The organism is Pseudomonas sp. FeS53a (assembly GCF_000931385.1).
Taxonomy (GTDB): domain Bacteria; phylum Pseudomonadota; class Gammaproteobacteria; order Pseudomonadales; family Pseudomonadaceae; genus Metapseudomonas; species Metapseudomonas otitidis.
In genome coordinates this window covers 286,279-297,958 of record NZ_JYFT01000056.1, presented here as the reverse complement: position 1 = coordinate 297,958, position 11,680 = coordinate 286,279, and the positions used below count along the sequence as shown (strand labels likewise).

General features: G+C 67.4%; 14 protein-coding genes. 3 read left to right on the top strand and 11 right to left on the bottom strand.

What is annotated here, in order from left to right; genetic code table 11:
• Positions 1 to 139 precede the first annotated feature (139 nt).
• From SZ55_RS17210 to SZ55_RS17200, 3 genes are all read right to left on the bottom strand, one after another.
• Positions 140 to 457, bottom strand: a complete 318-nt coding sequence (locus SZ55_RS17210; protein WP_044408802.1) for an Mpo1-like protein — start codon at positions 455 to 457, stop codon at positions 140 to 142.
• Positions 458 to 572: 115 nt separating this feature from the next.
• On the bottom strand, positions 573 to 1,235 hold the full coding sequence (locus SZ55_RS17205; RefSeq protein ID WP_044408799.1) for a class I SAM-dependent methyltransferase: 663 nt from the start codon (positions 1,233 to 1,235) through the stop codon (positions 573 to 575).
• A 74-nt stretch (positions 1,236 to 1,309) separates the two neighbouring features.
• The gene (locus SZ55_RS17200; RefSeq protein ID WP_044408796.1) at positions 1,310 to 1,519 is read right to left on the bottom strand and encodes a cold-shock protein; all 210 of its coding nucleotides are present in this window, start codon (positions 1,517 to 1,519) and stop codon (positions 1,310 to 1,312) included.
• Positions 1,520 to 1,900: 381 nt separating this feature from the next.
• Between SZ55_RS17200 and SZ55_RS17195 the strand changes: the two genes are divergently transcribed.
• Positions 1,901 to 2,905 carry an AraC family transcriptional regulator gene (locus SZ55_RS17195; protein ID WP_044408793.1) on the top strand — a complete coding sequence of 335 codons (1,005 nt, stop codon included), beginning with the start codon at positions 1,901 to 1,903 and terminating at the stop codon, positions 2,903 to 2,905.
• A gap of 63 nt (positions 2,906 to 2,968) precedes the next feature.
• Here the strand turns inward: SZ55_RS17195 and SZ55_RS17190 are convergent, their stop codons facing one another.
• Both SZ55_RS17190 and SZ55_RS17185 read right to left on the bottom strand, forming a co-directional pair.
• Positions 2,969 to 4,423, bottom strand: a complete 1,455-nt coding sequence (locus SZ55_RS17190; protein WP_044408791.1) for a TrkH family potassium uptake protein — start codon at positions 4,421 to 4,423, stop codon at positions 2,969 to 2,971.
• Between the two features lie 94 nt (positions 4,424 to 4,517).
• Positions 4,518 to 5,972, bottom strand: coding sequence for a TrkH family potassium uptake protein (locus tag SZ55_RS17185; protein ID WP_044408788.1), 1,455 nt, complete (start codon positions 5,970 to 5,972; stop codon positions 4,518 to 4,520).
• Between the two features lie 167 nt (positions 5,973 to 6,139).
• Between SZ55_RS17185 and SZ55_RS17180 the strand changes: the two genes are divergently transcribed.
• The gene (locus tag SZ55_RS17180; protein ID WP_044408785.1) at positions 6,140 to 6,697 is read left to right on the top strand and encodes a nitroreductase family protein; all 558 of its coding nucleotides are present in this window, start codon (positions 6,140 to 6,142) and stop codon (positions 6,695 to 6,697) included.
• A 30-nt stretch (positions 6,698 to 6,727) separates the two neighbouring features.
• Here SZ55_RS17180 and SZ55_RS17175 read toward each other — a convergent pair whose 3' ends face one another.
• The 6 genes from SZ55_RS17175 to SZ55_RS17150 form a co-directional block, all read right to left on the bottom strand.
• A complete protein-coding gene (locus SZ55_RS17175; RefSeq protein WP_044408782.1) occupies positions 6,728 to 8,041 on the bottom strand; it encodes a sensor histidine kinase in 1,314 nt (437 codons plus the stop codon).
• 70 nt (positions 8,042 to 8,111) lie between these two features.
• Positions 8,112 to 8,543, bottom strand: a complete 432-nt coding sequence (locus SZ55_RS17170; protein ID WP_044408780.1) for a Spy/CpxP family protein refolding chaperone — start codon at positions 8,541 to 8,543, stop codon at positions 8,112 to 8,114.
• Between the two features lie 123 nt (positions 8,544 to 8,666).
• The gene (locus tag SZ55_RS17165; RefSeq protein ID WP_044408778.1) at positions 8,667 to 9,344 is read right to left on the bottom strand and encodes a response regulator transcription factor; all 678 of its coding nucleotides are present in this window, start codon (positions 9,342 to 9,344) and stop codon (positions 8,667 to 8,669) included.
• Between the two features lie 16 nt (positions 9,345 to 9,360).
• A complete protein-coding gene (locus SZ55_RS17160; RefSeq protein WP_044408775.1) occupies positions 9,361 to 9,798 on the bottom strand; it encodes a hypothetical protein in 438 nt (145 codons plus the stop codon).
• A 35-nt stretch (positions 9,799 to 9,833) separates the two neighbouring features.
• Positions 9,834 to 10,133, bottom strand: a complete 300-nt coding sequence (locus tag SZ55_RS17155; protein ID WP_044408772.1) for a YciI family protein — start codon at positions 10,131 to 10,133, stop codon at positions 9,834 to 9,836.
• A gap of 8 nt (positions 10,134 to 10,141) precedes the next feature.
• Positions 10,142 to 10,732 (bottom strand): septation protein A, encoded by a 591-nt coding sequence (locus tag SZ55_RS17150; RefSeq protein WP_044408769.1) that lies wholly within the window; start codon positions 10,730 to 10,732, stop codon positions 10,142 to 10,144.
• A gap of 66 nt (positions 10,733 to 10,798) precedes the next feature.
• Here SZ55_RS17150 and SZ55_RS17145 point away from each other — a divergent pair, with 66 nt between their 5' ends.
• Positions 10,799 to 11,674, top strand: a complete 876-nt coding sequence (locus SZ55_RS17145) for a PHP domain-containing protein (RefSeq protein WP_044408766.1) — start codon at positions 10,799 to 10,801, stop codon at positions 11,672 to 11,674.
• Positions 11,675 to 11,680 lie beyond the last annotated feature (6 nt).

Below are 11,680 nucleotides of genomic sequence, written 5' to 3'. Positions count from 1 at the left end.
ATGGTTTTCTGGCACTCGCTGGAGTGCCCGCCAGCCTGCAAGACCTGAGCCAGCATGGCGGGTGCGGATCATAACCAAGTGCCAGCATGGCGGCCAAGCGGGGCCGCCGAACGGCGGGGGGATCGGGGTGGTCGGCAACCTAGAAGCGGATGCGGCCGGTGAAGGCGTCCTTGAGCATCACCCAGTCGCCCATCAGGCTGTACAGCGGGTACTTGAAGGTGGCCGGGCGGTTCTTTTCGAAGACGAAGTGGCCGACCCAGGCGAAGCCGTAGCCGGCCAGTGGCATGGCCAGCAGCCAAAGCCACTGCTGGGTGGCCAGGGCGTAGCCGAGGATGGCCAGTACCAGCAGGCTGCCGACGTAGTGCAGGCGGCGGCAGACGTCGTTGCTGTGCTCTTGCAGGTAGTAGGGGTAGAACTCGGCGAAGCTGTTGAAACGCTCGGCGGGCAGGCTGCTCATGGCGGGCTCCTTCTTGTTGTGTGCCGGGGAGTGTAGGTGGGGCGGCTCCCCCGGCCAGTGACAATGAGTGCCAGTTTAGTATCCCGTTGCGCCCACCTGGCCGCGCCTCGCCGGATCAGGCGCGGGCGGCGTCCCGGCTGTAGTGCAGGTAGGAGCCCCTGAACCGTTCGCCATTGGCCAGCAGGCAGTCCGCCTGGGAGATGACCATGTCGTAGCCGAGCTCGGCCATCTCGTCATGGAAGGGCTGGGTGTCCTGCCGGTTGGGGTCCACCAGCAGCACTTCGACCGAGCGTGCCGAATGGCGGTCGATGAAGTCGGCCAGGTCTTCCTGGTTGTCGTCGTCGTAGAGCAGGTCGCTGCCGATGATGAGGTCGAACTGGCCGAAGCTGTCGGCGCCGGCCCAGTCGCAGGTTTCGTAGCGCATGGGGGGCAGGTCGTTGAGGCGCAGGTTCTCGGCGAGGAAGGTGGGGATCAGCGGGTGGATGTCGCTGGCGGTCATGTCGCCGCCACGCTGGTGGCCCACCAGGCTGGCCAGGCCCAGGCCGGCGCCCACTTCCAGTACCCGCAGCCCGGTGAGGTCGCGCCGCGCAACCATCTGCGCAAGGACTTCGCCCGCCGGCCACACCTGCCCGAACAACGCCCAGGTGCTCTCGGTGATGCCGAGGCTGGCGGCTTCGCCTGCGGGGTCATGAAACTGTTCGGCGTCCAGCAGCGACTGCATGTGGAAGTCGCGGCCGCCCACCCGGAAGGTGGTGGTCTTGATCAGATAGCCCGGCATGTCGGTGTGCTCGCTGGAAAATGGGGAGGCAAAAAAAAGCCCCGGAAAACCGGGGCTTTCTTCGAGAGGGGGTCTTAGACCACCTGGACCTGCTCGGCCTGCAGGCCTTTCGGGCCTTTGGCGACCAGGAAGCTCACCTTCTGACCTTCAGCGAGGGACTTGAAGCCGGTGCTTTCGATCGAGCGGTAGTGAACGAAGACGTCCGGACCTTCCTGGGGGGTGATGAAGCCGAAGCCTTTTTCATCGTTGAACCATTTGACGGTGCCGAGTTGACGATTGGACATGATGTATCTCCAGGGAAATAAAAGGGGCATCGACGCCGGATTGTCCGGGCCGAGACTGAGAACGAAAGCGAAGTAAGCCGAGGAGATGGAAAGATGGGAATCGTTACATCAGGTCAGAAATCGCAATGACACGTTGCATCCAGTGGCGACACCATACACCCATTGTGGAAATAACCCAGGTTTATTTTGTGGAATCACTCGCCAGGGTGTCGCTGGAATGCCTAGAGGCCCCGTCTGGCAAGGCTTTCAGGGCATCCTGCTTTTTGTCGATTGGTGGCCCGGAAAGCCGGGCGTGACGAACCTGACAAACCCGGGCCGGGGTGAGTATCCTTCCCCGCCGGGCCCTGTCGGGCCTTTCTCCCACCCGAACAAGAAGGCGCCATGAGCGAACGTACCACTTCCTCCAGCTGGGCCCTGGGGATCGTGCAAGCCCTGGAAATGGGCGGGGTCGATTGCCGCCGCCTGTTCCCCGAGCTGGGGCTCGACTACGACGCACTCTCCGACCCGGACGCGCGCTTCCCCCAGGACGGCATGACCCGCCTGTGGCTGCGGGCGGTGGAGCTGTCGGGCAACCCGGCCATCGGGTTGAACATGGCCAAGGTGGTACGGCCGGCCTCTTTCCATGTGGTGGGCTACGCGCTGATGTCCAGCCGCACACTGAACGAGGGGTTCGCTCGCCTGGTGCGTTACCAGCGGATCATCGCCGAGGGGGCGGACCTGAGTTTCCGGCCGACCCCGGAGGGCTACGAATTGCGCCTGGCGATCCACGGTGATCGACTGCCCCCGGCGCGGCAGAGTGCGGAAGCGTCGATGGCCTACTGCCTGGCCTTCTGCCGCTGGATGACCGGGCGCGCCATCAACCCGCTGGAGATCCGCTTCCAGGGGCCGGCCCCGGCGGACGTGGAGCCCTATCGACAGGTATTCCAGGCGCCCCTGCGCTTCGGCGCCGAGCACTATGCGCTGCGCTTCAGCCGGGCCGACATGGACATGCCGCTGCCCACCGCCAACGAATCCCTCGCGCAACTGCATGACCGCTTTGCCGGGGAGTACCTGGCGCGCTTCACCGGCAGCCGGGTGACCCACCTGGCCCGCCAGGTGCTCTGCCGCCTGCTGCCCCAGGGCGAACCCAAGCGCGAGGTGGTGGCCAGCGCCTTGCACCTGTCCCAGCGCACGCTGCAGCGGCGCCTGCAGGAGGAGGGCACCAGCTTCCAGCAACTGCTCGACGACACCCGCCGCGAGCTGGCCGAGCAATACCTGGCGCAGCCGAACCTGACCCTGCTGGAGATCGCCTACCTGCTGGGTTTTGCCGATCCGAGCAATTTCTTCCGCGCCTTCCGCCGCTGGTTCGACGCCACGCCAGGCGAGTACCGCGCCCGCCTGCAATGACGCTCAAGGGCTGCCGGAGCGCGTAGGAGAGCCTTTAGTCGCCCACGGCTCCCTCGCACCGCCTCAATGCCTCCAGAAGTACGGCGTGCAGATCACCAGCACGGTGATGATCTCCAGCCGCCCCAGCAGCATGCCCAGCGACAGCAGCCACTTGGAGCCGTCGGGCAGGGTGGAGAAGTTGCCCGCCGGGCCGATCACCTCGCCCAGGCCCGGACCGACACCGGAGACTGTGCTGGCCGCGCCGGTGAGGGCGGTGATCCAGTCCAGCCCCTGCAACGACAGGCCCAGGGCGATCACGCAGATGGTGATGGTGAAGAAGAACGAGAAGGTGAGGATCGAGCGCACGATCTCCTCGTCCAGGCGGTGGCCGTTGTACTTCTGCTTGATCACCGCGCGGGGGTGGATGAGTTGATACAGGTTGGCCTTGAGCAGGATGTAGGCCACCTGGAAGCGGAAGATCTTCACCCCGCCGGCGGTGGAGCCGGAGCAGCCGCCGATGAAGCCCAGGTAGAAGAACAGCATCAGCGAGAAGTTGCCCCACAGGCTGTAGTCGCCGAGGGCGAAGCCGGTGGTGGTGAGGATCGAGGTGGTGTTCACCGCCACGTGGCGCAGGGCGTCCAGCCAGTGCAGGTCGGTGGTGGCCCAGTACCAGGTGCCCAGCACCAGCCAGATCACCAGTAGCAGGCCGATGAAACCGCGCACCTGGGCATCGCGGAACAGTGCCTTGCGGTTGCCCCGCAGGGTGGCGACGTAGAGGGCGAAGGGCAGGCTGCCGAGGATCATCACCACCACCGCCACCCAGTGCACCGCCGGCTGCTGCCACTTGGCCAGGGACTGGTCGGAGGTGGAGAAACCGCCGGTGGAGATGGCCGACATGGCGTGGTTGACCGCATCGAAGGCGCTCATCCCGGCCAGCCAGAACGCCAGGGTGCCCAGCAGGGTGAAGCCGACGTACACCGCGACGATGTACTTGGCCACCATGTGCGAGCGCGGCATGACCTTCTCCGAGCGGTCGGAGGACTCGGTCTGGAACAGGCGCATGCCGCCGATGCGCAGCAGCGGCAGGATCGCCACCGCCATGCCGATGAAGCCGATGCCGCCGAGCCAGTGCAGCAGCGAACGCCAGATGAGGATGCCCTGGGACATGCTGTCCAGCCCGCTGAGCACCGTGGCGCCGGTGGCGGTGATGCCGGACATGCTCTCGAAGAAGGCATCGGTGTAGCTGATGTGCTGGGTGAGCAGGAAGGGCAGGGCGGCGAAGATGCCCACCACCACCCAGCTGGAAACCGTCAGCAGGTACATGTCCCGGGGACGCAGGTGCGCGTGCTCCGGGCGTCCGGGAATCACCAGGCCGAGGCCGGTGATGAAGGTGGCCAGGCTCGACCAGACGAAGGCGTGGATGTCCTGCGGGCGGTCGTAGGCGATCACGGTCATGACCGGGATGACCATGCTGATCGCCAGAGTGATCAGGAAGATGCCGATGATGAAGCCGATCAGACGCAGGGTCGGCAAAGCCATGGGGCGTGCTCGGTCCGGGTGAATGAGGGCGCCATTCTAGCGACGTGCCGCAGCCTGTCCACGGGCGCCTGATTCAGGTGTAGTCGATCCGTGCTCAGTGTTTCCAGAAACCCCGGGTGAACAGCACCAGCACGGTGAGGATCTCCAGGCGGCCCAGCAGCATGCCGATGGTCAGCAGCCATTTGGCCGCGTCGGGCAGGGTGGAGAAGTTGCCCACCGGGCCGATGATCGGCCCCAGGCCCGGCCCCACGTTGCACACGGCAGTGGCGGCGCCGGTGAGGGCGGTGGTCCAGTCGACGCCGATCAGGCACAGGCCGAGGGCGATCACGCCGATGGTGACGGTGAAGAAGAAGGAGAAGGTGATCAGCGAGCGGACGATTTCCTCGTCGATGTTGTGCCCGTTGTACTTCTGCCGGATCACCGCACGGGGGTGCACCAGTTGCTTGAGGTTGGTGCGCAGCATCACCAGCGCCACCTGGAAGCGGAAGATTTTCAGCCCGCCGGCGGTGGAGCCCGAGCAGCCGCCGACGAAGGTCAGGTAGAAGAACAGCATCACCGAGAAGCTGCCCCACAGCGTGTAGTCGCCCAGGGCGACGCCGGTGGTGGTGACCACCGAGGTGACGTTGACCGCGACGATGCGGAAGGCGTCCGGCCAGCTGTAGTCCGAGTTCAGCCACAGCCAGGTGCCGAAGAACAGCCAGCTCGCCACCAGGAAGCCGACGAAGCCGCGCACCTGGTGGTCCTTCACCAGCGCCTTGCGGTGGCCCCGCAGGGTGGCGACGTAGAGGGTGAAGGGCAGGCTGCCGGCCATCATCACCACCACCGCGACCCAGTGCACGGCCGGCTGCTTCCAGTTGGCGATGGAATTGTCCGAGGTGGAGAAGCCGCCGGTGGAGATCAGCGACATGGCGTGGTTGACCGCCTCGAAGGGGGTCATGCCGGCGAGCCAGAAGGCCAGGGTGCCGAGCAGGGTGAGGGCGACGTACACCAGCAGGATGTACTTGGCCACCATGTGCGAACGCGGCATGACCTTCTCGCCCCAGTCCGAGGACTCGGTCTGGAACAGGCGCATGCCGCCGATGCGCAGCAGCGGCAGGATCGCCACCGCCATGCCGATGAAGCCGATGCCGCCCAGCCAGTGCAGCATCGAACGCCACAGCAGCAGGCCCGGCGAGGCATGGTCGAGCCCGGTGATGACGGTGGAGCCGGTGGTGGTGATGCCCGACATGGTCTCGAAGAAGGCGTCGGTGTAGCTGATGTGCTGGATCAGCACCATCGGCAGCGCGGCGAAGATGCACACCACCACCCAGCTGGCGGTGGTGAGCATGTACATGTCCCGCGGGCGCATGTGCAGGTGTTCCGGGCGCCCCGGTGCCACCAGGGCCAGGCCGACGATGAAGGTGATCAGGCTCGACCAGCTGAATGCGCCGATGTCATCGGTCCGGTCGAACGCCAGCACGGCCAGCATCGGCACCACCATGCTCACGGCCAGCGTGATGAGGAACAGGCCGATGATGAAGCCGATGGTGCGCAGCGTGGACAGGGCCATGGGGGATCCGGGCGAGAACGGGAGCGCGGCATTCTACTGGGCTGCTTCACCGCTGTGAAACGCTCCGCACCAGTGGCGTTCACAGGGCGCCGGTGCGTTCACGCGCTGCCCTTGGGTGGCCGGGGTTATCGGCTAGAATGCCGCTTCCCGAAATCAGGAGGTGGCCGATGGAGGCTCTCGACGCTCTGCTCAACCGTGTATCCCTGGCCCGGCTGCAGGAGCCCGCACCGGATGCGGCCCAGCGTGACTACCTGTTCCGAGCGGCCCTGCGTTCGCCGGACCATGGCTACCTGCGCCCCTGGCGCTTCCTCACCATCGAGGGCGGCGCCCGCGAGAAGCTCGGCGAGCTGTTCGCCTCTGCCGTGCTGGCCAAGGACCCGGCGGCCCCCGAGGCGGCGCTGACCAAGGCCCGGGGCATGCCGCTGCGTGCGCCTTTGCTGGTGGTGGTGGTGGCGCGCCTGCAGGCCGGCCACAAGGTGCCCGAGTCGGAGCAGCTGCTGTCGGCCGGCTGTGCGGCCCACGGCATCCTGCTGGCGGCCCATGCGCAGGGCCTGGGCGCCATCTGGCGTACCGGCGACATGGCCTACGACCGCACCGTGGCCCAGGGGCTGGGCCTGGCGGACAACGAACAGGTGGTCGGCTTCCTCTACCTCGGCAGCGTCGAGGGCGAGCGCCGCGCTGCGCCGGAGCTGGCGCCGGCGGACTTCGTCAGCACCTGGGGCTGATCAGCGGCCCGTTGAAAACGTGGCAGCCGATCAGGCGGTCGGCAGCGACAGGGTGGCGATGAAGCCGCCCTGTGGGTGATTGGCCAGGGTCAGGCTGCCGCCGTGGCGCTCCACGGCGCGACGGGCGATGGCCAGGCCCAGGCCATGCCCGGCGCCACTCTGGTTCGGCGCACGGAAGAAGGGCTCGCCCAGTTGGGCCAGGTGATCGGCGGCGACCCCGGGGCCGTGGTCGCGCACGCTGATCGTCACGTGCTGCGGTAATGCCTTCACCTCGATGTCCACCGGTTGCCCGGCCGGGCTGAAGCGCAGCGCGTTGCGCAGCAGGTTGTCCAGCGCACGTTCCAGCATGTCCGGCCAGCCCTGCAGGTGCGGTTCGCCTTCGCAGCGGATGCGCACCTCCTGCTCGGGCGCCAGCAGCCGGGCGTCTTCCCTGAGCTTTTCCAGTATCGGCCGCAGGACGATGGGGTGGCGTGCGCCCGGCTCGGCGTCGAGGCGGGCAAGGGCGAGGATCTCGCTGATCAGCGCCTCCAGCCGGTCGCATTCCTGGGCCAGCCGTGGCCAGAGCCCTTCACGCTCCGCCGACGGCGCCCGCTCGGCCAGGGCCAGGGCCACCCGCAGGCGGGCCAGGGGCGAGCGCAGTTCGTGGGAAACATCGCGCAGCAGCTGCCGCTGGCTGCCGATGAGCCCCTGGAGGCGCTGGCCCATGCGGTTGAAGTCACCGGCCAGCACGCCCAGTTCGTCCCGCCGCCGAGCCAGCCGGGCCAGGCTGTCCTGCTGGTAGGCGGTCTGCCCCAGGTCGTGCACGGCGCTGCGCAGGCGGCCAAGGGGGCGGGTAATGGAGAGGGTCAGCATCAGGCTGAACAGCGTCAGCACCACTAGGGCGATGCCCAGGGCGCTGAGGGGCCAGAGCAGGCTGCCACGGTGCCAGGCCTCCAGTTCCGGGAAGGGGATGCGGTAGATCAGCAGGAAGTTCTCGCCACTGCGGGGGCTGGTGTATTCCTCGGTGATGCGTCGCCACGGCAGGTGGCCGTCGTGCTGGCGCGCTTCGAACGCGGCGGCGCGGGGCGGGAAGGTGCCGCGCACCACGGGCTGGCCGTTGTCGTTGAGGATCTGCACGTCGATGCGAGCGCGGCGCTTGAACTGTTCGAGGAAGCGCTGGGCCTCGCCACGGCCGTTGACCTCGTAGCGCTGCACCAGGCTCTCCGCCAGGCCCTGCAGGGCCGGGTGGCGGCTGAGGATCCAGGCGTCCTGGTTCAGCGCGCGACCGAGCAGCAGGGAGAGGCCGGCGACCAGGGCCAGGGCCAGCCAGAAGGCGCCGAGGATGCGCCAGAACAGTGAACGCACGGGGTGCTCCTTTCAACGACGAAACCCACCCGGTGGAAGCCGGGTGGGTTCGATGACCGGTTCAGGTCGGTTACTGGGCCTTCTGGGCGCGCTGGGCTTTCCAGGCCTCGAATTCGGCGCGCTCGGCGCGGCGTTCGTCCATCTTCTTCACTTCGGCGTCGAAGTCCTTCTGCTGCTCCGGGGTCAGCAGGGCGCGGATGTCGGCGCGGTTCTTGTCTTCGCTGGCCTTGATCTCGGCCTCCATGGCCTTGCGTTCCGCCTCGGGCAGCTTGTCCAGGTACTTGCGGGTGATGTCCTGGCGGGCCTTCATGCTTTCGCCCATCAGCTTGCCGACCTTCTGGCGCTGCTCGCGGGTCAGGTCCAGCTCCTTGAACAGGTGCGGGCCACCGTGGCCACCAGGGCCGCCGAAGCCCGGCTCGCCACGCGGGCCGCCTTCGGGCATGGCCATGGCGACGGTGGGCAGGGCGGCTGCGAACAGCAGGGCGGCGATAGTCTTGCGCATGGTCTGTCTCCTTGTCTCTTGAACCGGCCGGTTGCCGGATGAGCCCAGTCTAGGGAGCGCAAGGTCAAGGGCGGTCAGCCCTGGGTAAAGCTTCGGTAAAGGATCGTGCAGGCGGTGCGCAGGTCAGACGGCGTAGTAGTAGCCCCGGCTGCGCAGGGCGACGATGCGCGGGCGGCCGTCGGCGTGGGGGCCGAGCTTCTTGCGCAGGTTGCTGACGTGCATGTCCAGGCTGCGGTCGTACAGGGTCAGCTTGCGGCCCAGGGCCAGTTGCGCCAGCTCCTGCTTGTCCAGGGGTTCGCCAGGCTGGCGCAGCAGGGCTTCCAGCAGACGGCCTTCGGAGAGGGTGAGGCTGACCTCGTGCCCGCCCACGCTGACCACACCGCGAATCGGGCTGTAGCACAGGTCGCCCAGCTCCAGCTGGCTGGACTGCGAGGGCCCCTGGCTGCGCCGCAGCACGGCGCGCAGGCGGGCGGTCAGCTCGCGGGGGTCGCAGGGCTTGGCCAGGTAGTCGTCGGCGCCCAGCTCCAGGCCGAGGATGCGGTCCAGGGGTTCGCCCCGGGCCGACAGCATCACCACGGGCAGCTCGGGGTGGTCGTTGCGCAATTGCTTGAGCAGCTCCAGCCCGCTGCCGTCGGGCAGCATCACGTCCAGCACCACGGCGGCGGGGGTGTGGCCTGCCAGCGCGGCGCGTGCGGAGATGCCGTCGTGGCACGCCCGGGCGCTGAAGCCTTCCTGGGAGAGCCAGCTGATCAGCAGCTCGCAGAGCTCCTGGTCATCATCGATAAGCAGCAGTTCGCTCATGTCGCGGGGGTCGTCTTCAATTGATCCATTGGCGCGGCTGGCGGCGGCCGCCACGCAGCAGGACGCCGGCGAGCAAGGAAAACAGGCAGGCACCGCCGCCCACGGCGAACCACATCTGTTCCTCGCTGACGAGGGGCGGGTTGCGGTTGGCCTGGGCTTCACGCAGCTGCAGCTTGAGGCGCTGGTTTTCCTGGCGCAGGCGGGTCAGTTGGGCGCCGTCCTGTTCGCTGGCGTTGCCACGGTCGGCCAACTGGGCGGCCAGGGCCTCCCGCTGCCGCTCGCTTTCGGCCAGTCGCTGGGTCAGTTGGGCAAGCTCCGCCGCCAGCGGGTTCACCACGGGCGCCGGCTCTACCGCCGGAGCAAGCGGTGGAGCGGAGGGCACAGGCTCTTCGGCATGGGCCAGGGCGGCGGACAGGGCGAAGGCGAACAGCAGGGGCAGCGGAACCTGGCGCATGAGCGGATTCCTTGGGGCTGGCGGCAACGCCGCGATCAGGGGAATACCTGCTTGAACGGCTTGACCACCACCTGGCCATAGACGCCGGCGAGGCGGAAGGGATCGGCCTCGGCCCAGGTCTGGGCGGCGCTCAGGGATTCGAACTCGGCGACCACCAGGCTGCCGGTGAAGCCGGCGCTGCCCGGGTCGTTGCTGTCCACCGCCGGGTGGGGGCCGGCCAGCACCAGGCGGCCTTCCGCCTTGAGCTGCTCCAGGCGGGCGAGGTGGGCGGGGCGGGAAGCCATGCGCTTCTCCAGGGAGTCGGCAACGTCGGTGGAAATGATCGCGTAGAGCATGGGAGTCCTTATTCTTGCGGTTTGTCCGGTTCGGAATCATGCATGTGGCGAGCCAGGAAGATGCCCTGGCCCACCAGGAACAATAGCGTCATGCCCAGGCTGCCGAAGACCTTGAAGTCCACCCAGATGGACTGGAAGGTGAAGGCCACGAACAGGTTGGCGAAGCCACAGACCAGGAAGAACACGATCCAGGCCAGGTTCAGGCGCACCCAGATCGGCTGCGGCAGGCTCACGGCATGGCCCATGATCCGCTGGATCAGCGGGCGGTCGCCGATGAAGTGGCTGGCAGCGAAGCCCAGGGCGAACAGCCAGTTGACCACCGGTGCCTTCCACTTGAGGAAGGTCTCGCTGTGGAAGGCCAGGGTCAGGCCGCCGAACACCAGGCAGGCCACCAGGGTCAGCCACTGGCCTTTCTCCAGGCGGCGCTGGCTGATGAACAGCGCGCCGTAGACGACCACGGAAGTGGCGATGAGCACGGCGGTGGCACTGAAGATGCCGCCCAGCATGACGCTGTGGCCGGCGAGTTCGATGGCGCGGGGTTCGAGCTTGTAGACGATGAAGAAGAGAACGAGGGGGATGAAGTCGATGAATTGTTTCACGGCGGCAGCCAGAAGCGGGATGTGGCGGCATAATAACAAACCATTTCTCCAGCGAAAGCGCGCCTCATGCACATCGATCTGCACTGCCACAGCACAGCCTCCGACGGCGCCCTGGCGCCCGCCGCGCTGGTGGCGCGCGCCCACGAACGGGGTGTCCGGGTGCTGGCGCTGACCGATCACGACACCCTCGAAGGGCTGCCGGAGGCTCGCGCGGCCGCCGCTCGTCTGGACATGCAGCTGATCAACGGCGTGGAGCTGTCCTGCACCTGGGGTGGGGCGACCATCCATGTGCTTGGCTATGGCTTCCGCGACGATGCGCCAGCGCTTGCCGCCGCCATCGCGGACCTGCACCACGGGCGCTGGGCCCGCGCCGAGGAGATCGACCGGCGGCTGGCAGCCAAGGGCATGCCGGGCGCCCTGGAGGGGGCTCGGGCCATCCAGCGCGAGCTGGGCGACAGCGGCAATGCGCCGGCCCGTCCGCACTTCGCCGAGTTCCTGGTGCGCGCCGGGCATGTCCGCGACCGTGCCGAAGCGTTTCGCAAGTGGCTGGGGGCCGGCAAACTCGGCGATGTGAAGCAGCACTGGCCGAGCCTGGCGGACGCGGTTTCGACCCTGCGGGCTGCCGGGGCGTGGATCAGCCTGGCGCATCCCTACCACTACGACTTCACTAGAACCAAGCGACGCAAGCTGGTTGCGGATTTCATCGGTGCCGGCGGCCACGCCATCGAAGTGGTCAACGGCATGCAACCGGCGGATCAGGTGGGGACGCTGACCATCCTGGCCCGCGAGTTCGGGCTGCTGGTTTCCGCCGGCAGCGACTTCCATGCCCCAGGCGACTGGTCGGAGCTGGGCATGTACCGACCGATTCCAGAGGACCTGCCGCCCCTCGCGGCACGTTTTGACCATGCACCCAGCCTCGGCAGCCTCAGCACGGCACATTGAACAGGG